This window comes from uncultured Mucilaginibacter sp., from assembly GCF_913773635.1.
GTDB lineage: Bacteria > Bacteroidota > Bacteroidia > Sphingobacteriales > Sphingobacteriaceae > Mucilaginibacter.
Genome location: NZ_CAJYGQ010000009.1, coordinates 68,941 through 92,567, shown reverse-complemented (window position 1 = coordinate 92,567; position 23,627 = coordinate 68,941). Strand labels below are relative to the sequence as shown.

At 41.5% G+C, this 23,627-nt stretch carries 12 protein-coding genes; 11 read left to right on the top strand and 1 reads right to left on the bottom strand.

The window, feature by feature from the left end; genetic code table 11:
• Nucleotides 1-68: 68 nt before the first annotated feature.
• From QZ407_RS11495 to QZ407_RS11445, 11 genes are all read left to right on the top strand, one after another.
• The gene (locus tag QZ407_RS11495) at nt 69-2,267 is read left to right on the top strand and encodes a right-handed parallel beta-helix repeat-containing protein (RefSeq protein WP_295771091.1); all 2,199 of its coding nucleotides are present in this window, start codon (nt 69-71) and stop codon (nt 2,265-2,267) included.
• Between the two features lie 238 nt (nt 2,268-2,505).
• Nucleotides 2,506-4,275 carry a hypothetical protein gene (locus tag QZ407_RS11490; RefSeq protein ID WP_295771088.1) on the top strand — a complete coding sequence of 590 codons (1,770 nt, stop codon included), beginning with the start codon at nt 2,506-2,508 and terminating at the stop codon, nt 4,273-4,275.
• A gap of 164 nt (nt 4,276-4,439) precedes the next feature.
• On the top strand, nt 4,440-8,573 hold the full coding sequence (locus tag QZ407_RS11485; protein WP_295771087.1) for a hybrid sensor histidine kinase/response regulator transcription factor: 4,134 nt from the start codon (nt 4,440-4,442) through the stop codon (nt 8,571-8,573).
• A gap of 117 nt (nt 8,574-8,690) precedes the next feature.
• A complete protein-coding gene (locus QZ407_RS11480; RefSeq protein WP_295771085.1) occupies nt 8,691-10,982 on the top strand; it encodes a right-handed parallel beta-helix repeat-containing protein in 2,292 nt (763 codons plus the stop codon).
• Nucleotides 10,983-11,002: 20 nt separating this feature from the next.
• On the top strand, nt 11,003-12,724 hold the full coding sequence (locus QZ407_RS11475; RefSeq protein WP_295771082.1) for a glycoside hydrolase family 3 N-terminal domain-containing protein: 1,722 nt from the start codon (nt 11,003-11,005) through the stop codon (nt 12,722-12,724).
• Complete coding sequence (locus QZ407_RS11470) at nt 12,724-14,706, top strand: sialate O-acetylesterase (RefSeq protein WP_295771079.1); 1,983 nt, start codon at nt 12,724-12,726, stop codon at nt 14,704-14,706. The genes QZ407_RS11475 and QZ407_RS11470 overlap by 1 nt, the downstream gene beginning before the upstream one ends.
• Before the next feature lie 285 nt (nt 14,707-14,991).
• Complete coding sequence (locus QZ407_RS11465) at nt 14,992-18,126, top strand: TonB-dependent receptor (protein ID WP_295771077.1); 3,135 nt, start codon at nt 14,992-14,994, stop codon at nt 18,124-18,126.
• A gap of 12 nt (nt 18,127-18,138) precedes the next feature.
• Nucleotides 18,139-19,752, top strand: coding sequence for a RagB/SusD family nutrient uptake outer membrane protein (locus QZ407_RS11460; protein WP_295771073.1), 1,614 nt, complete (start codon nt 18,139-18,141; stop codon nt 19,750-19,752).
• An 18-nt stretch (nt 19,753-19,770) separates the two neighbouring features.
• A complete protein-coding gene (locus QZ407_RS11455; RefSeq protein ID WP_295771072.1) occupies nt 19,771-20,670 on the top strand; it encodes a DUF5017 domain-containing protein in 900 nt (299 codons plus the stop codon).
• 47 nt (nt 20,671-20,717) lie between these two features.
• Complete coding sequence (locus QZ407_RS11450; RefSeq protein WP_295771069.1) at nt 20,718-21,380, top strand: GDSL-type esterase/lipase family protein; 663 nt, start codon at nt 20,718-20,720, stop codon at nt 21,378-21,380.
• Nucleotides 21,381-21,561: 181 nt separating this feature from the next.
• Nucleotides 21,562-22,404: a hypothetical protein gene (locus tag QZ407_RS11445; RefSeq protein ID WP_295771067.1), complete on the top strand. Its 843-nt coding sequence runs from the start codon at nt 21,562-21,564 to the stop codon at nt 22,402-22,404.
• A 374-nt stretch (nt 22,405-22,778) separates the two neighbouring features.
• Here QZ407_RS11445 and QZ407_RS11440 read toward each other — a convergent pair whose 3' ends face one another.
• Nucleotides 22,779-23,618, bottom strand: coding sequence for an endonuclease/exonuclease/phosphatase family protein (locus QZ407_RS11440; RefSeq protein ID WP_295771064.1), 840 nt, complete (start codon nt 23,616-23,618; stop codon nt 22,779-22,781).
• Nucleotides 23,619-23,627: the final 9 nt, after the last annotated feature.

Here is a 23,627-nt window from a genome sequence, read left to right as displayed (position 1 = left end):
TTTATAAATGTTATTATCATTTACTTTACTCCTCAAGCTGTACTCTGTTTGACGCTAATTGCACACTTATGACTTACTTTCAAAAGGTTGCTGAAAACCAGACCTCAAATTCGTCCGATGCCCACCTGAGGTTTACCCTCAAGTTTTGGATATTGAGCATTGTTTTTCTACTCTTATCCGCCACATCCGTTTCAGCATTTACATTTTATGTGGGTACCAATGGCAACGATAAGTTTTCAGGCAAACTGGCTCACCCAAACGCACAAAATACTGATGGACCTTTTGCAACATTGACAGCTGCGCGCAACGCAATAAGGAAAATGAGGCAAAGTAAGCCCACCGAAGCCTTCATAGTTGAAATAGCCGCAGGTACTTATTACTTAAACGAACCCTTTGTATTGCTGCCCGAAGACTCAGGAACGGCAGCTGCTCCGGTAAATTATAGGTCAACTGGCGGTGCAGTTTTTGTCGGCGGAATGCCGGTTAACAATTTTCAAGTTAAAAACGGTTTATGGGTTGCCAGGCTGCCCGCTTTGTTAGCTAAACATGGTTTTGAGCAACTGTATGTTGACGGTGAGCGGGCAGTTAGGGCAAAATCACCTAACAATGGCTTTTTCGCTCCCAAAAAAGTTGTTGAAACTGTAATTGAAAAAGGTAGCGATAGAGTAGCAGCCAAGGCCACCCAAAAAGTGTATGTTAAAGGAAATGATGCCGGATGGCTCAAATTCATTAAAAAGGAAGAGATTAATAAAGTAGTCCTCACGTTTTACCATAAGTGGGATAATACCCGTAAGTACATTGATAGTCTTAACCTGACTGATTCCAGCATCACTGTAAGGGGACAAGGCATGAAATCATGGAACCCGCTAAATGATAAAACGCAATATATTGCTGAAAACTTTAAAGCAGCTTTGGATACCGCCGGTGAGTGGTTGTTAGAACAGTCGGGCACCTTGTATTACAAACCCTTACCTGGGCAAACCATCCAAAACACAACAGTCCTGGCGCCGTTGACTCAGCAGTTACTAGTTATAAAAGGTGCATCAGCAACGCAAAGCGTAAGTTTCATCAATTTTGAAAACATTGCTTTCAAAGTCTCAGGTTATCAGTTGCCCGCATCGGGCCAGGAACCGGTTCAGGCAGCAGCTCCTGTTGAAGCCGCCGTAATGATAGATTATGCAAACAATGTCAACTTTAAAAATTGCGAAATTGCAAATACTGGTGCAAATGGTATTTGGTACAGGGAAGGTTGCAATAATAGCACTGTGAGCGAATGTTATTTACACGATTTAGGTGCAGGTGGTATTAAGTTAGGCGCTCTGAAATTAAGTGCAGACACTGCAGAAATAACAAATCACATCACTATTGATAACAATATAATAAATTCAGGTGGTTACACTTTTCCATGTGCTGCAGGCATAGCGGTCTTTCATGCATTCAAAAACAAAATTACCCATAATAATATTTCTGATTTTAGGTACAGCGGCATATCAGTAGGATGGGTATGGGGTTATAAACCCAGCGTTACTCACCACAATACAATAAGTTATAATCATATTCATCATTTGGGCTGGGGCGAGTTGAGTGATATGGGCGGCATTTACACGCTTGGCCCATCGCCCGGTACGCAAATAACCAATAATGTTATTCATCATATTTACTCCCGCACCTACGGCGGTTGGGGATTATATACTGACGAAGGATCAAGCGATATTCTATTAGAGAATAATTTGGTTTATGATACCAAAAGTGCAGGTTTTCATCAGCACTACGGCAAGAACAACATAATTCAAAATAATATTTTTGCAATGGGCATTGAATCTCAGTTGCAAATGAGCCGCGCAGAAACGCATCAATCTTTTACCCTTAAACGTAATATCATCTATTATAAGCAAGGCGAATTATTCAAAACAAACTCTAAAAAGTATTGGGAAAACGCTGTTACTGCTGTAGACTCAAACATTTACTGGAATGCCTCAGCCCGGCAACCTAATTTTCCTTTTGGAGGATTGGAAGGATGGAGGAAGTCCGGGCATGATCAGCACTCATCCATTGCCGACCCAGGTTTTGTTGATGCTGAGCACTTCAACTTTAGTATACGCAATACAGAGGTAATTAAGCAAATTGGGTTTAAGCCGTTTGATTATAATAATTCAGGCGTGTATGGAAACAAAGCATGGTTAGATAAAGCTATGCTACCTAAAGCAAAACTGGCATCATTTGATGAGCTTATGCAAAGCACCAATAAGGTGTTTTCGGAGCACTAAACTTGTTAGTTGCTCCAAACGCGTTAAAAGATGAATTGGAAGACTTTGCTATACACGATTTAGAAACATTTGCGTTAGAGCCTGCAACATGTGGGTAAGTATTTTATTGGGTAGGTTACGACCTTAGCACAGGCTCTGCCTATCAAAATAAGTGTTGGTTGTACTTGAGTTTGATTGCAATGGCCGATACCGCTTACCAGCAGTATCGGCTTACTTTTTATACCTAAATTATAAACCTGTGTTTAAAACAAAAGCTTCGTTATTTTTACCACTCATCTTATGGATGGCCTTCACACTGAGAACAGCAGCCCAGTCATCTAAAGCTCAGTATATATTAGATATGGTGCACAACAACCCCGGCGAGGAGCTTACCGTATCTGCATTTAACAATCCTGCCTACCTGCAAAAAAACGGCTACAACGGACAAGTATTTAACGATTTTACCTTCGCTCACGCAGCTATCACCTTTGATAAACTGAATCCCGATATATTTCCCTTTGGCAGTGTAGCGCGCGAGTGGGTTAACAACGCAGCAAATAAGGTTAAGGCAAATATTCAGAAAGCGCACAAGGCAGGTATGAAGGCTTACTACTTTACGGACATCATTGTGCTGCCCAAAAAACTGGTTGAGTTGTATAGAAATGATATTTGCGATGCAAACGGCAAGATTTCGTTTAAGCGTCCTAAAACAATTGATATACACCGGTTAATGCTTAATGAACTTTTTGATACCTTTCCTGATTTAGATGGTTTGGTTATACGTACCGGTGAAACGTACTTAAATAATGTCCCTTATCACACCGGCAATAATCCCATTACCCAGGGCGAAGCCAGCCATGTTAAGTTACTTAATTTATTGAGAGAGGAAGTATGTGTAAAGCGGCACAAGAAGATTTTTTACCGTACCTGGTCGTTCGGTGGCATGCATGACGATCCGCAGTATTACCTCAATGTTGTAAATCAAATCAATACTCATCCCAACTTGGTTTTTATGGTTAAACACACCAAAGGTGACTATCACCGCACCTTTGACTTTAACCCAACGCTTATGAAGGGCCGGCATAAACAGGTAGTGGAAGTACAATGCCAGCGCGAGTACGAGGGTAAAGGTGCTTATCCAAATTATGTGATGAACGGTGTTATAAGCGGGTTTGAGGAGTACAACGTCAATAGGCCGCAAAAAGAATTTAAAAGTTTAAATGATATAAGGCATCATCCGAATTTTGCCGGAGTATGGTCGTGGTCGCGCGGGGGAGGCTGGGTAGGCCCGTACATTGCCAATGAGTTTTGGTGCAGGCTGAATGCCTATGTACTTAGTCACTGGGCCGGCAATACCAGCCAAACCGAAGATCAGGTGTTCAAGCAATTTATGATAGAAAATGGAATGAGCCAATCCTCACATTCCGCTTTTCGCCAGCTATGCCTGCTATCGGCCAGGGCAGTGCTTCGGGGACATGACTCGGCCATGCCAACGTTTAATAGTGAATGGGTATGGTGGATGCGCGACGAGTTTTTAGCTGGTTCTGCTCCTAACAAAGATTCTACCGCCTTTGATTCTGAAGGCACGTTGTACAAGCAATTCACGCAATATTACCAGAAGGGATTACTAAAGGCAGCTGTTGAGGAAAAGTTTGAAGCTGCACGTAAGTGGGATACTATTGCCCGCTTAAGTATGAAGATAAAAATCCGCAATAAAAGCGATGAAGAGTACATACGCGTGTCGAGCACTTACGGCCGCCTGCTGTACAATATTATAGCCGAAGGGTGGAACATTATGGCTATAGGATTTGAAGGCGATAAAACGTCGACTTACGATAAAGCTAAACTTAAGGCCGCTATAATAAAATATGATAATTTATGGCTGGCCTATCAAAAGCTCAAGGCAAATAACCCAACGTGCGCAACGTTGTACAAGCCGTATGCTTTTGTTTACAAAGCTCCAACTTACCATAAAGAACTTGGAATGGCGGCTTCAGTCAATAAATACCGACAAATTGCCTTTAATTGATCTCATGCCTACAAAACAAGCCAAAAGATGGTTCGTACTTGCTGTAACGTACTGCTTTATGATAATTGTTATTATATGTGCTATATTATATCTATTATAGTTACTTCAAAATTAGCAGCCCTTATCTCAGTAATTGAGTGCTGTTAAAACCAATGTAAACGTTTATGCTTAAGTACCTGCTCTCATTCACTACGGCAATATTGTATGGCATTGCTACGGTTAATGCCGGGCAATCAACCTACACATTAAATGACGACAGCGGCATAAGCTTAACCCCGATATTTAAGGTTTATAACAGTAATGATGGCCTGCCCGATGTTCGCATCAGGAACTTGTTTCAAGATAGTAAAGGCTTCTTGTGGGTGGGTACCATGAACGGCTTGTGTAAGTTTGACGGTTATAACTTTGTTAAGTACTACAAGAACAACAACCTTAGCAGCATATCGGGTAATTGGGCACACGCTATATGCGAAGACAAAAAGGGTAACCTTTGGTTTGGTACCGAAGCCGGCTTAAGTCGTTTTAATTTACAAACGGAAAGGTTTACCAATTATCCCGTAAATAAAAAACAGGTTTATTCTTTTTTAAGCAGGCAGATTAATGCTTTACAGGCCGACTTATCAACCGGCACGTTATGGATAGGCACAGCAGAAGCATTAATATCATTTGATCCGCAAACCGGATCTTACAAAACTTTCAACCAAGCCCCTTTTAAGGATATAGTTAAGATTATTGATGGTGATAATGACTGGCTTTGGATAGCCGCACGCGAAGGTATCATTCATTTCAATACCAGGAATGCGCAATATCAGCTCTATCGTATTCCGGCAAACCCAAATCCTTACGGCGATAAGTTTTGGAGTTTAATGTTGTACAACAAAGATTTGTACATAGGCACAGGAGGAGACGGACTTATGAGGTTGCCGTTCGATAGTGATAACGGCGGGTACAAGCCATATGAGTATGTGAATACATTTAAAGAAAGCCAAACCACACTTAAAAATTACCAGATATTTGATATAACAAAATCGCCGTTGGGCGACGTATGGCTGGCAACAGAGTATGGGTTAGCCAAAATTGAAAAAATAGCATCGCCTGATGCCAGGCTTACCATTTACCGGCACAATGCCATCAGCAATAAAAGCATAAGCAGCAATATTGTGTACAAGGTAATGGTTGATAGAAACGCCGTATTGTGGTGTGGTACAGAAGCCGGCCTCAATAAGGTTGATTTAAACTTACTACCATTACAGTATTACACTTTTACTAATAAAAACTTTAAAGATAGGGTAAGAGGCTTATTTTCAACTAATGGTAATGATGTATGGTTTGGCACCTCAAATACCGGTGTGTACAAGTATACCTTGGTTAACAATACCCTCACCAAAGTACAGGCAGGTACACCCAACGCCTATCATAATAACCGGTCGTTAAGTATAATAAATAACCAAGTTTGGGCAGGCAGCCTGGCCGGGTTAACCACGTTTAGTGTCAACAATATGAGTGGCTTAACGCAGGTGCTGCAAGATAAAGCAGTGTTTGCGATACTTAAAGACAGTAAAGCAAATACCTGGATTGGTACAAACTCAGGCGTTGTTTGCGTTGATGCATCTGGTAAGCAAATCAATTTTTCGCAACAGCCTGCGGCTCATCGACTCCTTCAAGCGGGCTTTTTACGAGCCATTTTTGAAGACCACGCATGCAGAATATGGCTTGGCTTTGAAAACGGTAAGGTTGGATACATAAACCCGGTTGATAAAAAATTCAAGGCGGTTGAGTTTGACAGTAAAGGCAATAAGGTTTATGGCAGTAATTTTTTGTCAATTGCTGAGTACCCTCAAAACCTAATATGGGTAGGTTCCGAGTCGGGCCTTAATCAAATAACTTTATCGGGTAATGAGCCCGAACCTGTGATTAAGCAGGTAAAAACCTATTTCGAGAGTGATGGCTTGCCCGATAAATCAATTAACGGTTTACTTGCCGATGATGCCGGTAACTTGTGGATAGCAACTATTAAAGGATTGGTAAAATTTAATCCTCAAAAAAAACAGTTTAATAATATTATTTCGGGTATCGATTTTAGTGCGGTAAGCAGTTGCCGCGTAAGCAAAACACAGTTTTTGTTTGGTACCGATGATGGCTTCTTAAGCTTCAATCCATTACTGTTAAGCAGCAATACGGCTCCGCCTCAATTGCATTTTACCGAATTGAAGTTGTTTAACAAAACCGTTAATGTTAACGATACCCTTAATAATCAGGTTATTTTAACCAAACCTATTACCAACACACGGGCAATAACCCTAAACTACCATAACAATGTATTTACTATAGGCTTTACAGCCTTACACTTTTCAAACGCTGAGCTAAATGCATACGCTTATAAAATGGAGGGGTTTGATAAGGAATGGATAAACGTTGGAGCCGATAACCGTAGTGCCACATATACCAACCTTAACCCGGGTACTTATTGGTTTAAGGTTAAAGCTGCAAACTATACAGGTAAATGGAATAACAATCCTATAAGCCTGAAGGTAATTATTTTGCCTCCGCCATGGAAAACATGGTGGGCAATTGTGCTATACATCATCATATTCAATGTTCTGCTGTATGTATTTGTAAAATATTTACTTGCGCAAAGCCGTCACCGCAGTCAGTTACACTTCGAAAAGCTGGAAAAAGATCAGTTGCGAAAACTTAACCAAATGAAAGTTGAGTTTTTTACCAACGTATCACATGAGTTCAGAACGCCGCTGTCACTTATCGTTGGTCCGGTTGATGAGATGCTTTCTTCAGATGACTTAAATAGTCCTTTGCGTCAAAAAATGCAGATGGTATACCGGAACTGTAAAAAGCTGCTGTATTTGGTAGACGAGTTAATGACGTTCCAAAAAATGGAACAGGGCATGCTTAAGTTGCATAAGCGGGATGTTGATGTAGTTGATTTTATTAAAGAAATATGTCAGAATTTTGAACCGCTTGCTCAAAAGAGCAGTGTTGATTTTTCTTTGGAGAGTGAGCTGAGTAGTTTCATTATTGATATTGATCCGGGCAAAATGGAAATGGCTATCAATAATTTACTTATCAATGCATTTAAGTTTGTGCCTGCAGGGGGTAAGGTGGCCGTGAAGATAGCAGAGATTGCATCGAGCCAGGTAAAGCAACAAGTGCATATAAAAGTTAACAAATGGATTGCCATTACCGTTGAAGATAACGGAAAGGGTATAAATACCGAAGAGTTCAAACACTTGTTCGAGCGTTTCTTTTCCGACACTCATGTTAAAGGTACCGGCGTAGGTCTTTCTTTAACCAAAAGTTTGGTCGAGCTTCACCAAGGTGTAGTGGCGGCAGAAAGTGACCCAGGCGTTAAAACCACTTTCACAATTTTGTTGCCTGTTAAAGATGCTTATGTAAACCAAGTCGGCTTAACCATACCCTATTCAGTTTACCAACCCGAATATGACTTCAATTCGTCACTCGCAGTTGAATTGGCGGATACTGATCAAGCTCTTGATATAAAACCTGATGCTCATAAAGAAGTGCTGCTTATAGTTGAAGATAACCATGATGTGCTGGATTACCTGGAGCAAATATTTGCTGATACCTACGAGATACTAAAAGCCGAAAACGGCAAAATTGCGTTAAGCATTATTCAAAACCATGAGCCTGCGCTTATTTTAAGCGATGTGATGATGCCCGAAATGGATGGCGTGGAGTTGTGCCTTAATTTAAAGCAGAACGTAGCCAACAGTCACATCCCGGTTATTTTACTTACCGCAAAGACTGATGTACAACACCGCATTGAAGGCTACCAAACTGGCGCCGATGATTATATAGCAAAACCGTTCCACCCTGAATTACTTAAAGCAAGAGTTAACAACCTGATTGCAGCGCAAAAAAGGCTGATTGCCAAGTATAAGTCTGACGGGGTGATGGTGCCTAAGAATATAACCCGGAACCCACTCGATGAAGAGTTTTTAAATAAAGTAATTGCAGCAGTGAAGGCAAATATGAGTAACGATGAGTTTGGTGTAGAAGATTTAGGCAACATAGTGTGTATGAGCCGGAGCCACCTTTTCCGAAAACTTAAAGCCATTACCGGTCAAAACCCGCTTGAGGTAATTAGCAGTATACGGTTAAAACATGCGGCCGAGTTGTTGTTACAACGCAAGCTTAATGTATCGCAAATATCATATGAGGTTGGGTTTAAAAATCCGTCGTCGTTTACAGCTTCGTTCAAAAAACAGTTTGGCAAAACGCCATCGGAGTATTTAAACAGCATGATAGAGAATGCTAACTGAATTAACATTGTCTGAATTAAGTTTTTGAGACATTGCGTGCATAAAATGCAACATTTGCATCATTAGCGGCCATTTAAAAAGCGGTTATTTACATCACCAATTACAAGCTTTTTTTTGATGAATAGTATTACACCGTTTGGTTATAAGATACCGCTCAACCTAAACCTTATCACAGTACTGTGTTTGCTTTGCTTTTTTGAACAGGCCGCTGCTCAAACTGCTGCTAAAAAAAGCCCGACGGTTAATCTTTATGTTTCCACAACCGGCAATGATGCCTGGGCGGGTACATTAAAGGCTCCTTTTGCTACTTTGGGTACCGCTCAGAAAGCAGCGCGAAAAATTTTAAAAGGTAAGCAGGGTGTTGTGATATGGATAAGGGGCGGAAATTATTCATTAACCAAACCCCTCATATTCAATGAGCAGGACTCGGGTACAACACATCAGCCTGTGATTTACCGTGGCTATCCTAATGAGGTGGTTAATCTATCCGCACTAACAAGTATTGGTGTGGATAAATGGAAGCCCTTGAGTGCCGATGCACAGAGGCGTGTTCATCCCAAAACTAATGCAGCCAATATTAAGGAACTTGATTTAACAGGGCTCAACCTATCACATGTAAAGCAGTTTGCGCCGGTAAATCAGTTTGAAGATAAATGGTATATTATTGATCTGTTTGCCAACAATAAGCGCCAACTTTTATCACAATGGCCTAACCAAACCGAGAGTATCAGAAATGTCAATGACGCCGGTTGGGTTACGTGCAACGGTGCAAAAGATAATTACACATTTTACTATGCAAACGGTGGCAAGCCGGAGGACAAGGAAGAAATAAACGAGGTTGACCTTGATCGCACCAACCGGTCAGAACGATGGAGCGCCATGATGGCCAATGGCCATGATTTGTGGCTTAAAGGGTTTTGGCGGGTGCCATGGGGCCCTTATACCTCCAAGGTGAAAAAGCTAGATTTACAACAGCATACCATTAGCTTTTTTGAAGAGCCGCCAGGTGGCATGGGGTCAAAATACTCCGAAATTGCCAGTCAAAACCCTTTATGGCGGGTAGGCAATGGTAAAGAAAAATGGATGGCTTTAAATCTTCTCGAAGAGATTGACACCCCCGGTGAATGGGCCTTGGATACTAAAGATAATAAGATCTATTACTATCCACCTGCGCCATTGAACAAGATGAAGGTGAGCGTAGCTGATTCAGACAAGCCGTTACTTACGCTTAAGGGCGCATCAAATATCCAGTTCCAAAACATCAATGTTAGCGGCACCTTAAGCAATGGTTTTGAAATAACTAATTCGTACCATATAAAAATTGCAGGCTGCAATATTAGCAATGTTGGTAACACGGGTATTTGGGTGAGTGGAGGAGATGATGTTACAATTCAAAGTAATAACATATTTGATACCGGTGGCAGTGGTATTGAAGTGCAAGCGGCAGGCAATCGCAAAAAGCTGATAGCTGCCCATAGCAAATTAATAAATAATCATATTCATCATGTTGCGCGTATTTCTTTTAAGGAGGCAATTCAGTTAAGAGAATGCGTTGGATTAAATATAGCCCATAACCTTATACATGATGTGCCCAAAAGCGCAGTTCGTACTGATTTAATAAACAACTGCTTGTTTGAATTTAACGAGGTACATAATATTGCTTTGAAAGAAGCAGATAACGGCGCGTTTTATAATTACGGCGGATGGTCTACCTATGGTAATATTTTCAGATACAATTTTGTTCACCATGTAAACCGCTCCAATGGCTTTTATTGTGACGATGGCGATAGCGGCGACATGTTTTACAACAACATAGTGCATGATGCTATTGACGCCATAAAATTTGGAGGCGGGCATGACAATATAGCCCGAAATAACGTATTTGTTAAAACTCAAAACCAAATTATTGATGACCGTGGCACCAGCCGTAACTATAAGCTTGGCACCGCTTATGAAGAACGGTTACAGGAGATGGAGCCATTTAAAGAGCCGTGGAAATCTTATGGTAAAATTCTTGAAAAGCAATATGGTCTGAAGCATTCGCTGTGGGGTGATGTACTGACTGCTGAATGGCGCCCTGACTTACCTAACGGATGTGCCATGATTAATAACATTGCCGTTGAGAGTGGCCCGTTCACAAAGCCCGAGCGTGGTGATGTTACCATAAAAAATAACGCACGTTTGCCTTTGGTAAAAAAGGCCATGTTTCGCAATTACGCCGACATGGATTTGCGAACGAATAGCAAAGCCATATTAAGCACATTCCCCAACTTAAATAGGGTGTTTGTTTCTATGGGGCTCATTAAAGACCAATACAGGTTACGTGTACCCACCCGAAAGGAAACCGGAGGGTTGGTAAACAGAACCAAAGCTGGTGATGCGTGGAACGAAGACCAGTTTGTTGATTAAGTAAATATTCACTACACATAATGAAGTACAGAATTTTGGCTGCAATGCTGCTGTCGGCGGTGGGCCTGCGCGCGCAGGTTGCCAGCGTTGATGGTTGGAAAAAGCTTACCCTGAGGGAAAAAATAGGGCAAACCATGATTATGCTGCCCGATCGTAAAATGGAGTTACAATTAGGCAATGGTACTTTGCCGGGTTTTTTTAAACGCTACCCGGTAACCGGTTTTTTTATGGGCTGGAAATTGTTTCAGAGTGTAGATACTAAAGAGAAAATCAGCTTTATAAAGCAAGCTGCCACAGCTTACCAGCAGGCCAGTAAGCAACCGTTAATTTTTCAGCAGGATTACGAGCATGGTGTCGCCCTGCCCGGCATGACGGGGATGCCATATGAAATGGCCATAGGAGCGGCTAATTCACCGCAGCTAACCTATAACTATGGCAAAACGCTGGCTATGGAATCGCAGTCCGTTGGTATACAGTGGGTACTACACCCCATGGCCGACTTAAACTTAAATCCATTAAACCCCATTGTTAATGTGCGTGGTATATCTGATGATCCGGATAGGGCCATCAGGTTACTAGCCCGTCAGGTTAAAGGGTTGCAGGATAACGGCGTAGCTGCCACTATAAAGCATTTTCCGGGAGATGGAGTTGATTACCGCGACCAACACCTGACCACCACAACAAACTCGCTCACTTTAAGTGATTGGCATCGGTATCATGGTAAGGTATTTCAGGCACTTATTGATAGTGGCGTTGCCGCTATCATGCCGGGGCACATTACCTTGCCGGCTTATCAAAAAGAAAAACTAAACGGTTTTCTGCCCCCTGCAACGCTTTCGCGCGAACTGTTGACAGGTTTGTTAAAAAATGAAATGCATTTCAAAGGCGTAATTATATCAGACGCCATGACTATGGGTGGTTTCAGGGGCTGGTACCCCAATCAGCTTGAAGGCGAAATAGCAAGTTTTAAAGCCGGGGTTGATGTGTTGCTTTGGCCATCTTATGCTTTTATGGATACCTTAGAGGCTCGTATAAAACGTAATGAAATCCCGATGTCGCGCCTGGATGATGCGGTAAGCCGTATATGGGCAATGAAGGTTAAATACAATGCAGCAAATGCACAGCGCCAGTTTATAAAGCCAATGAGCGCTGCAGACAAGTCATTTGCGCAGGCTACGTCTGATAGTATTTGTGCCGCGTCAGTTACCTTGGTGCGTGATCGTGATCAATCAATTCCGCTTAACAAAAGCGTTAAAAAAGTATTGGTGATTGGTGTTGTACCGCAAAGCCATAAAGGAGGAGATGGAGGTTTGTCTGTATTGAAAACTTTTGCCACAAAACTTGTACAAAAGGACTATAAAGTTGATTTTCAGCATAACCTGCTTTACGAAAACCAGGGTTGGGACGAGCAGATATCAAAGCAATATGATAAGGTGATTTTTGCCGTGGTAAGGCAGCCGCATACACCTTTTGGTCCGCTGCAGTTGTATGATGATGAGGCACAATCGGCATGGGCAGCCAATGCTATGCCTAAATCAAAGGTTATTGTAATTTCGTTTGGCAGCCCATATGTTTTAAACGAATACTTTGAAAGGGTGAATACCGCTATAAATGCTTACAGCAACAATGAGGAAATGCATAACGCTGTAATTAAAGTGTTAACAGGCGAGGCGCAAGCCAAAGGAACTTCGCCCGTTAACTTGCAAAATAATGCTTTTAAAAACTTTAATACTATTGAATAATGATTGCCATAAAACATCTTCGCTGGTATATTATACTGCTGCTAAGTTTTAACTGCATAGCAAGTTTTGGGCAACTCCGCCTGCCGCATTATTATACTAATCATATGGTTTTGCAGCGTGATAAGCCGGTTAAATTTTGGGGGTGGAATGTGCCGGGCAAAGGCGTGAGCGTTAGGTTAAACGGCAAATTACTCAATGCAAATGCAGGCATAGATAGCGTATGGACAGTGATGCTGCCTGTTATGAAGGCAGGCGGGCCTTATACAATATCAGTGCAAGCAGGCGCCGATACCGTAAGCATAAATGATATTTACTTTGGTGACGTTTGGTTTTGCGGTGGTCAAAGTAACATGAACTTCCGCATGAGGCAAATAATGAATCATGACAAGGAGTTGGCAGATGCCGATTACCCGCTGATAAGAACATTTAATGTTCCATTGATAGGTGCAGAAGAGCCACAAAAAGATGTGCTCAAATCAAACTGGCTGGTTGCTGGTCAGCAAACTATTGATAATTTTTCAGCAGTAGCTTTTCAGTTTGCCAAAAACGTTTTTAAGGCGACGAAAGTACCCATTGGTCTAATCAATACTTCATGGGGAGGTTCGCCTATTGAAACGTTTATGAGCCCTGAGTCATTGAAAGACTTTCCGTCTGCATCGGCAAAAGTAAAAAGCATTAGGCCTGGTTTTATACAGGCCACAAAGCAAGCTAATACTGATAAGATCAAACAATGGGAGCAAAACTTTGCCAACGCTGCCGAATACATTGATGCAAACCGCACCCTTAATGGCAAAGCGGAATTTTTTAATACCGATGACAGCTGGAAACCGGTAACTGTACCGGGTTTTGTTGATGACCAGGGTATTGCTGTAAAAAAAGGAATTAGTTGGTACAAAAAAGAGTTCACTATAAGCGAAATTCCATCTACGGCTGCAACCATTGATTTAGGACGTATAAACTTTGCAAGTTTTACTTACTTGAATGGTGTTTATATTGGTATACAGCCTAATCCGTATTATAACGCCAAGTTTAAACTTTCATCCGGCTTGCTGAAAAAAGGCATCAACGAAGTACTGGTTTGCGGATACAACGATAGCGATAAAACAGGTTTCAGACCAATAGCTAAACAGCAAATAACCATTGGCGGGCAAAGTATATCATTAAGTGGTGAATGGCTTTACAAACAAGGTAAAGTATTTGATAAGGCCGGCGCACTTGGAGCTGTTGTAACACTCGATTTTGAGCACGGCTATCCGGCGTTAGCTTACAATGCTGTTATACATCCGTTTTTTAATTATGCGGTTAAAGGCTGCCTGTGGTATCAGGGTGAAGCTAATGCTACCATCAAGTCATGCTTTGAATATGAGGTCTTGTTAACCAGCCTTATTAAGTCATGGCGTCAATCATTTAATAACAATGCACTGCCGTTTTATATGGTACAGATAGCTAATTACGGCCCGGTGAGTGCGCAGCCAAAAGCTTCGCCGTGGGCTGTTGTACAGGAGGCTCAAACCAAGGTTAGCAATGCTATTATCAATAGTGGTATTGCCATAACCAATGATGTTGGTAACGCGTTAGATGTGCATCCCACCAACAAACAAGAGGTGGGCAGGCGGCTCGCACTGGTTGCCTTGAAAAACGCGTATGGGCAAACAAACCTTACGGCTGAAGGGCCCGTTTTGAAGTCGGTAAAAATACAGCAGGAAGGCATCGTACTTTCTTTTGATAATGTTGATGACGGCATTCAGGTTAAAGGCGGCGGTAACCTGCTAGAGGGCTTTGCTGTTTGTGGCGATGATAATAAATTTTACTGGGCACAAGCCAAGGTTGAGGGCAACAAGGTTATTGTAAGCTGCCCGCAGGTGAGTAAACCTTTGCACGTACGTTATGCATTTGAGAGCAGTCCGGCTAAAATAAACTTTTATAATAAACAAGGGTTGCCTGCAGTGCCATTCCGCACGGATAAGCTAACCGAATTTTGATAAATAAAGTGTGCTGACGATGTTTTAAACCGCGTTTGAGACATTTGCGTTATCAATTGCAACATCAACAATACCGCTACATAAGCATATTATTTCATTTTAGTACTCACAACGCCGCTGCGTTTCAAACCAATTATTCTAACCTTTTAGAACCTGTTATTTATGTTGAAGAAATGTTACCACTACAGAGTAACTAATGCTCTTTTTATGCATAGCACCGCGCTTTGCGATCCGTGTGACGGACTATCAGTTTCGTTTAATTCACCATCAATTTAACCGGCGTATATGAATAAATATCTACGCTTAAATTTACTGCTGGCGTTATTGCTTAGCTGCTTTTCGGCTTTCAGTCAAAATGCCATCACGGTAAAAGGTGTCATTACTGATAAAAAAGGAGAGCCTTTGCCCGGCGTAACAGTAAAGGTTAAAAACCTGCAAAAAAGTACTGTTAGTAATCCGCAGGGAAGATATACAATTGTTGTTCCGTCTGATCAGGCTGTGCTGTTATTTACCTACGTTGGGTTTGCAGCACAGGAAGAACCTGTAAATAAACGAACGTCTATTAACATAACCCTGCTGGAACAGAACAACGCACTTGATGACGTTGTGATTATTGGTTACGGTACGGTTCGCAAAGGTGATTTGACTGGTTCGGTTAGCCAGGTTAAGGTTGAAGATTTGCAAAAGGCACCCGTAAGGTCATTTGAAGAAGCATTGGCAGGCCGGGTAGCAGGTGTTCAGGTAAGCTCGCCCGAAGGACAGCCGGGTAATGCCAGTAACATTGTTATACGTGGCAACAGCTCCATTACTCAGGATAATTCTCCTCTATACGTTATTGATGGTTTCCCGATAGAGAATCCGAACAATAACGTTATCAACCCATCAGAAATTGAATCATTAGAGGTGCTGAAAGATGCATCGGCTACTGCTATATATGGCGCAAGGGGCGCAAACGGTGTAATTATAATAACCACTAAAAAAGGAAAAACCGGTGCGCCAGTGATTACTTATGATGGTTACTACGGGTTTCAAAACACTATAAAAGAAGCCAAACTGATGAGCCCTTATGAGTTTGTAAGGTACCAGTTGGAGCTGGATCCGGTTAGCTATACCGGTGTTTATACACCCGATGGTACAACATTAGATAGCTACCGAAATGTACAGGGAATTGACTGGCAAAAGCAGGTGTTCAGAACGGCGCCTATGCAAAGCCACAACTTTGCTATGCGTGGTGGTAATAACCAAACCTTGTATTCTTTTTCAGGCTCGGTGTTAGGCCAGGATGGTGTCATTATCAACTCAGGCTTCAAAAGGTACCAGGGGCGTTTATCGTTAGATCAAACTTTGAAAAACAACATTAAGGTTGGGGTTAACGTAAACTTTTCAAATACCAAAACCAATGGTGCAACACCATCAACTTACAACGGTACAAGTAACTCTTTAAGCTTACTTTATAGTGTATGGGGTTATCGCCCAATTATAGGCGGCGTACTACCCAATGAAGACCTCCTCGAACTTCCTCTTGACCCGGGTGTGGATGGCACGGGCGACTATCGTTACAATCCCATATTATCGGCGCAAAATGAGGTTAATTTATTGTACAATAATACGTTAATAGCTAACGCTTACGCACAAATCCCTCTGTTTGCAGATTTGACCCTAAGAATAAGCGGTGGCGTAACGCGCGAAGCAAGAAAGCAGGAGATTTTTTACAACACACTCACTAAATATGGCGACCCGCACAGCGCACAAGGCTCAAATGGTGCTAATGGACGTTTATACAATTTTGAACGTAACGATTATCTCAACGAAAACACGCTTACCTATAAAAAAACAATCAACAAAGCTCATTCCATTACGGCGTTAGCAGGCTTTACCATGCAAAAGCAGGACAACCAAACGTTTGGTTACCAGTCAAACAGATTGCCTAACGAAAGTTTGGGTGTAAGCGGACTTGAAGAAGGGGTGTTGGTGAACGCTACATCGGCCAAAACCAATAACCTTTTGGTATCATACTTAAGCCGCGTTAATTACAGCTATAAATCAAAATACCTTTTAACTGCTTCAATACGTGCCGATGGATCTTCCAAGTTCTCGAACGATAACCATTGGAGCTATTTTCCATCGGGGGCTTTTGCATGGCGCATAAGCGACGAAAACTTCTTGAAAAAATATCAGTTTTTGAGCAGTGCCAAATTACGTACCAGTATTGGTGTAACAGGTAATAACCGTGTTTCTGATTTTGCCTATTTACCTACCATTACGTTTCCAATTTCAGGTAACTATACGTTCGAAAACGGTTATTATACCGGCGCTATACCAACAAGCCTGGGCAACAAAAATTTGAAATGGGAAACAACCCGTCAAATTGATGCAGGTGTTGATATATCTTTTTTCAGCAGCCGTATAAATCTAACAGTAGATTACTACAACAAAAATACTTACGACTTATTACTGAATGCCCAGTTACCCGTATCAACAGGTTACCAAAGCGGCTTCCAAAACATTGGTAAAGTAAGTAATACCGGTTGGGAATTTGAATTAAATACCGTTAATGTTGCTAATAAGGGTTTCCAATGGAACTCATCATTCAATATTACTTTTAATCGTAACAAAGTTTTGGAGCTAACCCGCAATCAGGAAAGTATTGGAACCGCCCTGGCTTGGGAAACAGGTTACAATAACATTCCGGGTTATATAGCTAAAATTGGCAGCCCGATTGGTTTACTTTACGGATACAAGTGGCTGGGTAATTATCAGTTCAGTGATTTTGACCAGCAGCCCGACGGCCGTTATATACTTAAATCAACCGTGCCTGATAATGGCAGCGGCCGCACTGCAGTACAACCTGGCGATATCAAGTACGAAGATATTAACGGTGATGGTACTGTAAATGCTTCCGACCGTATGATTATCGGAAATCCTAACCCTGATTTTATTGGTGGTTTCTCTAACAACTTTAATTATAAAGGTTTTGATCTTAACGTATTCCTTCAATGGTCTTACGGTAATGATGCCTTAAACGCCAACCGGCTTGTATTTGAAGGAAGCAGCCGTTTAAGCCTTAACCAATTTGCCAGCTATGCTGACAGATGGACGCCCGAAAATGCAAACAATGAATATTTCCGCACTAAGGGTTATGGACCAACAGCTTACTCATCGCGCATAATTGAAGATGCATCATACATAAGGTTAAAAACCATTGCCTTAGGATATACCTTGCCGAGCAAATGGCTTAAGAAGGTAAGGATGCGCAGCGTAAGGGTGTATGCATCGGCGCAGAACCTGTTAACGTTTACAAATTACAGAGGCTTGGATCCTGAAGTATCAACTAAAAATTCGGCGCTTACGCCAGGGTTTGATTTTGCTGCTTATCCGCGTGCTAAAACAGTAGTATTTGGTCTAAGTCTGTCCCTTTAACAATTGTTCTTTATGAAAAGAAATACATCATTTGCATTTATAATAGCTGCTTTTTGCACGCTAGGCTGCAACAAGCAATTAAATACAGTACCTAAAGATTTTATAAGTCCGGTAAATTACTACCAAACCGAGGGCCAGTTAAACAATGCCTTAAATGGTGTTTATGATCCGCTGGGTTTAGAATCAATGTATGCTAACGGATTGCTTACTTACCTTTCGTACGGTAATGATGAGGGCGTTTGGCGGGCATCGGGCCAGGTAACGGGGCCTATGGTTTACAACTATGACCCTTCTGAAGCCAACATTAACAATTTATGGACTGCAGCCTACACCGGTATTGGCCGTGCAAACCTACTGCTTGATAATATTAATAAAGCCACTGCGGTACCTACAGCAACCCGGGATGTTATACGTGCACAAGCATTGTTTTTAAGAGCTTACTACTACTTTATACTGGCCGATAATTGGGGCGGCGTACCTATGCGGCTTACAGCAACCCAAAGTGCTGAAGAGGTTGATTTGCCTGCAACGCCTGTAGCTGACGTTTACAAACAGGTTGTTAAAGACATGGAAACGGCAGAGGCTTTGTTGCCCACCGCCGAACAATGGGGGCCCAATTCTGCAGGCCGCGTATCTAAAAATACTGCAGCGGGTATACTGGCACGTGTTTACTTAACCATGGCTGGCTCTCCGGTTAATGATAAGGCACGGTATGCCGATGCGCTAAAATGGTCAAAAAAAGTTATCGATATGGGCTTTAATCAACTCAATGCCGATTATTCGCAGGTGTTTATTAACCACTGTCAGGATAAATACGACGTTAAAGAAAGTATGTGGGAGGTTGAGTTTTACGGTGTTAAAGCCGATGCTTACAATGAAGTTGGTTATGTGGGTAACCGGAATGGTATCGCCTCCAACAACATCGACTTTCCTGGGTATGGCTACGCGTTTTTGTATGCTACTTCCAAGCTTTATAAATCATATGAATCTCGCGTTAACGCAACCACAAAAGTTGAGTTTTCGCCTGATGAACGCCGCGATTGGGTAGTATCTCCTTACACCTGGAATGATGCCACTAAAACCAAAACATTCTTAGCTGCTACGGCTACATATGACCGCTACCCAGGTAAATGGCGCCGCGATTTGGAAACTAACCTGCCACGTAATAAAAACTACAGCGGTGTAAATTTTCCATTGCTGCGTTATTCAGATGTGCTGCTGATGTTTGCCGAAGCCGAAAATGAGGTTAACGGCCCTACAACTGCCGCGTTAAATGCACTGAACCAAGTACGCCGTCGTGCTTATGGGAAGCTTAAAGCAGGAGCAACTAACGTAACCGAAGCTGATTTAACCGGACTTGATAAAACCACCTTTTTTAACGCCGTAAATGCCGAACGTATGCGCGAGCTAGCGTTTGAGTGTTTGCGAAATCATGATTTGAAGCGCTGGGGCTTGCTACAGTCGACATTAAGAGAGTTTGCTGCCGATATTAAATTAAATGCACCGGCTAACCGCAAGTTCACGGCTATTATAGGCGATAATATACAGGACCGTCACTTGTTTTACCCAATCCCAAGCCGCGAAATTTCATTGAACAAGGCAATTAAACAAAATCAAGGCTGGTAATTTAAACCTGAATCAAAAATGAAAATCATAAAACATATTTTGCCTTTGCTGCTGGTAGTGGGTTTATTTACCGCATGTACTAAGGAGGATGCCTCTACGCCGGATTTTGATGTTTCGGTGTCCTCAGCCTCTAATTTCAAGGCGGGGCAACCTGTAATCTTTTCTTTCAACGGCAACCCCGATGTTATTACATTTTACTCGGGCGAAGCTAACCGCAAATATGAAAACAGGAACAGAAACAGTGTTGATGGCAAGGCGATGCTACAATTTTCAAGCTTTGCACAAAATAGCGGCGCGCAATTGAACTCCTTAGCCGTTTTAGCCTCTAATGACTTTAAAGGAGCCTATAATGTTGATGGTATAAAGGCGGCTACCTGGACAGACATCACATCGAGAGTGGTTTTATCAACCGGTGCCGACAATGTGTCATCGGGCGTAATTGATGTATCAGACGTTGCACCTAATGGTAAGCCTGTATATTTTGCTTTTAAAAAGCGCGATGAGAACAGCGCAACATTAAAGCCACGGGCCTGGACCATCCGTTCGTTTAGTGTTGATCACCAAACTACTGATAACAGCACTTTCAATGTAGCCACTTTGGCTAATGCCGGCTGGGCGGCAGTAGATGTGCTTAACCCAACTTATAAATGGAATGCATCAGCAACGGCGCTTACTATTGGCGGCGGTAACATTAATACGCCCGAAAATGAGGATTGGATAATTACCAAAGTGTTATATCCAAATGCCATAAACCCCGATAGGGGTACAGGTGTAAAATCTGTTGATACCCGCTTGGACAGCTACCCTTATACATTCAATACAGCTGGGAAATATCATGTAGTGTTTGTTGCATCAAATGTAAGATTGAAGGGCGCTAAAGAGGTAGTTAAGGAAATGGATATTACAATTGTCAACTAAATATTGATAACTACCGGTAACCCCGGTATTTGCACCTTTTTATAATAATGAAAATTTTTTTTACAGGCTTTGTAATACTGAGTCTATTGTTTACAAACGCTTCAAAAGCGCAAACTAAACCAGCTTTTTGGGATGATATACAAGCCATAAAGCGGTACGATAGAATCTATCTTCCACCGCAAAAGCCAATTTTATTTATTGGTAGCTCTTCGGTTAGGTACTGGTCGGGCTTAAGCAAGGCATACCCCAGTAAAACTGTTTTAAACAGGGGTTTCGGCGGTTCGCGGATAAATGATGTACTGCGTTACATCGATGATATTGTCTTCCCTTATCAACCGTCACAAATTGTAATTTACGTAGGCGAAAACGATGTGCCCGATCAGCAACTGACGGCCGATAGCATATTGAATCGTTTTAAAGAGCTCTACACTGCTATTCGTTCTAAATTGCCTAATGTGCCTATGGTTTATATATCAATGAAGCCAAGCCCAAGCAGAGCAAAATATGTTGGCAAACTTATAGAAGCCAATAAACAAATTGAAGGTTATATAAGCACACAAGCTGACATTAAATTTTTAAACGTTTACAGTCTTATGTTAGATGCTAAAGGCAATATGCAGCCCCAATTATACAAGGAAGATAAACTGCACATGACCGCTGCCGGGTATAAAATATGGGAACAAGCGCTCGAGCCGTTATTAATACGGTAAGAAGAATAATTGACTGTTGAATTACTGTACCCTAATGCAGCTTTGTTTACAGTTAAACTTAATTCTTAAGTTTACAAATGCCCAGTGCCAGCACCGGGCATTTGTGTTAATAGCTAACGAAGATGATGATGTCAATTAAACCATATAAAAAGCGTGTAGTCACACATGAAACTTATGCCTCATGATTTACACTTATTTCCGGTCAACACTCCTTCTGTTGCTTTTAGGGTTTGCCAACGTGTATGGTCAGCACTATTCAGGTAAAACGAGTGTAAACATCTTTGGTGACACCACAACTGTTTATACCGATGATTATGGGAACATTAATCATACGGTTACAAAAAAGACTGATATTTTTGGAAAGCGAATTATAACCACGTCAGATCGTAATGGTAAAGAGATTAGTAATCTGGAGCAGTCGACTGATATATTTGGAAATAGAATATTAAAGAGTAGAAGTGGCAACCCTAATGAGGTTAAGGTAATTAAAAGTTCTACTGATATATTTGGAAATAAGACATTATCCGTCTCTAAAAATGGGCAGCCTGTAGCCACCATTAAAAACTCTACCGACATTTTTGGTAACCGTGTTAAAACGATTGAGGAAAATGGTAATACCACAACCATCAAAAATGCCACTGATATATTTGGTAATAGTATTAAAACTATTGAGGCTAACGGAAATACGCTTACGCTTAAAACGGCCAAGGATATATTTGGTAACGAGAGTAGAGACATAATTGGATACGACGGATCAAAAATGACCGTTAAAAGCAGGTCAGATATTTTTGGAAATCAAATTATGGAAGTGTCAGACAGCCGAGGTCAGGCTATTGCGACTATAAAAACTTCCAAGGATGTATTTGGCAATTTGATCAACACCGTAACCGATAATAAAGGGGGCAAAGTCCTTAATATCAAACTTGTTAAAGATGCCTTTGGAGATAAGTTTGATGTAAAGAGTAGTGGCCTTACACCCGAACAACAAGCTTTTTATATGCGTTTGATAGAAGGAAGGTTTTGACGTTTTTAAGTCAGTAATCCCAACACATATTACATTTGTATTTAACGGTAAGGCAGAAGCTAAAGATAAACTCAAATTTTTTAAAGAAGGTGGATACTTTTCGGAAAATGATGTGCAACACCTGGCTGATATGCACAATCAACTACAGGCAAGCGTAAGATCAGTTCAGCAAGATACACGCAGTTTAATGGAGGCTATCAACCGCTTGTATTATTTCAGATAATTAGATAAGGAAAAGACTTTGACATACGCCAAAGCTTCTTCGAAAATTTAGAACGTGTTCTGCTGATGATTTCAATATTTTGTTCCGGGCACAAATATAAAAGCGCAGGTTTCAACAGAAACCTGCGCTTTTGAGTAATAGGATGTTGTATTTATTTCAACTCAACTTCTGCCAAAACCGGAAAATGGTCTGACGGGAACTTACCGTAATAAGTATCTGTCAAAATTCCCCACTTGTTTGCAGTAAATGATTTGGTCATAAAAATATGATCAATTACTGCCTGGCTGCGTGGTGCTTTAAAGCTATTAAAAGAAGAATTGTTGGCGTAAGGATATTTTACTTTAGCATAAGTATCTGCCAATAGCCCCGACTCAGCCAGCTGTTTATACCATTCGCTGTTTCTGTCACCGTTCAGGTCTCCGGTTAAAATTGCGGGCGTGTTACCTGCTATCTCACCAATCTTTTTCAGTATTAATTTGCTGCTTTCCCTACGAGCAACTACACCCTGATGGTCAAAATGTACATTGAAAAAGTAGAGTTGCTTTTTAGTTTTTAGGTCCTGAAGATAAACCCATGAGCATATGCGGTTACAGCAGGTTGCATCCCAGCCTAAACCAGGTTTGTCAGGAGTTTCAGACAGCCAGAAGTCGCCGCTTTTTAAAAGCTTAAACCGGCTTTTTTTATAAAAAATTGCCGAGTGCTCACCACCCTCTTTGCCGTCATCGCGGCCTTTACCGTAGCGTGCATATTCAGGTAAAGCGGCGCTCATATCATTCAATTGATTTTTAAGTCCTTCTTGTATACCTAAAACATCAAACCCATGAAAGCGGACAAGATTGGCCACCACTGGTGCACGGTTTACCCATAAATTACCTGTGTCGCGCGGATTATCAAACCGGATGTTGAATGTACCAACTGTTATTTGTTGTGCGCTTACTAAATGCGTTGCAGATAGGATTAAAGCGGCTATGAACCAGATTTTTATTTTCATTTTTTAAAC

Excerpts from the sequence above, each read along its gene's own strand:
- QZ407_RS11445 (WP_295771067.1), top strand. The coding sequence starts at position 21,562 with ATGATTTACACTTATTTCCGGTCAACACTCCTTCTGTTGCTTTTAGGG.
- QZ407_RS11440 (WP_295771064.1), bottom strand. The coding sequence starts at position 23,618 with ATGAAAATAAAAATCTGGTTCATAGCCGCTTTAATCCTATCTGCAACG.
- QZ407_RS11480 (WP_295771085.1), top strand. The coding sequence starts at position 8,691 with ATGAATAGTATTACACCGTTTGGTTATAAGATACCGCTCAACCTAAAC.
- QZ407_RS11475 (WP_295771082.1), top strand. The coding sequence starts at position 11,003 with ATGAAGTACAGAATTTTGGCTGCAATGCTGCTGTCGGCGGTGGGCCTG.
- QZ407_RS11465 (WP_295771077.1), top strand. The coding sequence starts at position 14,992 with ATGAATAAATATCTACGCTTAAATTTACTGCTGGCGTTATTGCTTAGC.
- QZ407_RS11495 (WP_295771091.1), top strand. The coding sequence starts at position 69 with ATGACTTACTTTCAAAAGGTTGCTGAAAACCAGACCTCAAATTCGTCC.
- QZ407_RS11460 (WP_295771073.1), top strand. The coding sequence starts at position 18,139 with ATGAAAAGAAATACATCATTTGCATTTATAATAGCTGCTTTTTGCACG.
- QZ407_RS11485 (WP_295771087.1), top strand. The coding sequence starts at position 4,440 with ATGCTTAAGTACCTGCTCTCATTCACTACGGCAATATTGTATGGCATT.
- QZ407_RS11450 (WP_295771069.1), top strand. The coding sequence starts at position 20,718 with ATGAAAATTTTTTTTACAGGCTTTGTAATACTGAGTCTATTGTTTACA.
- QZ407_RS11455 (WP_295771072.1), top strand. The coding sequence starts at position 19,771 with ATGAAAATCATAAAACATATTTTGCCTTTGCTGCTGGTAGTGGGTTTA.
- QZ407_RS11470 (WP_295771079.1), top strand. The coding sequence starts at position 12,724 with ATGATTGCCATAAAACATCTTCGCTGGTATATTATACTGCTGCTAAGT.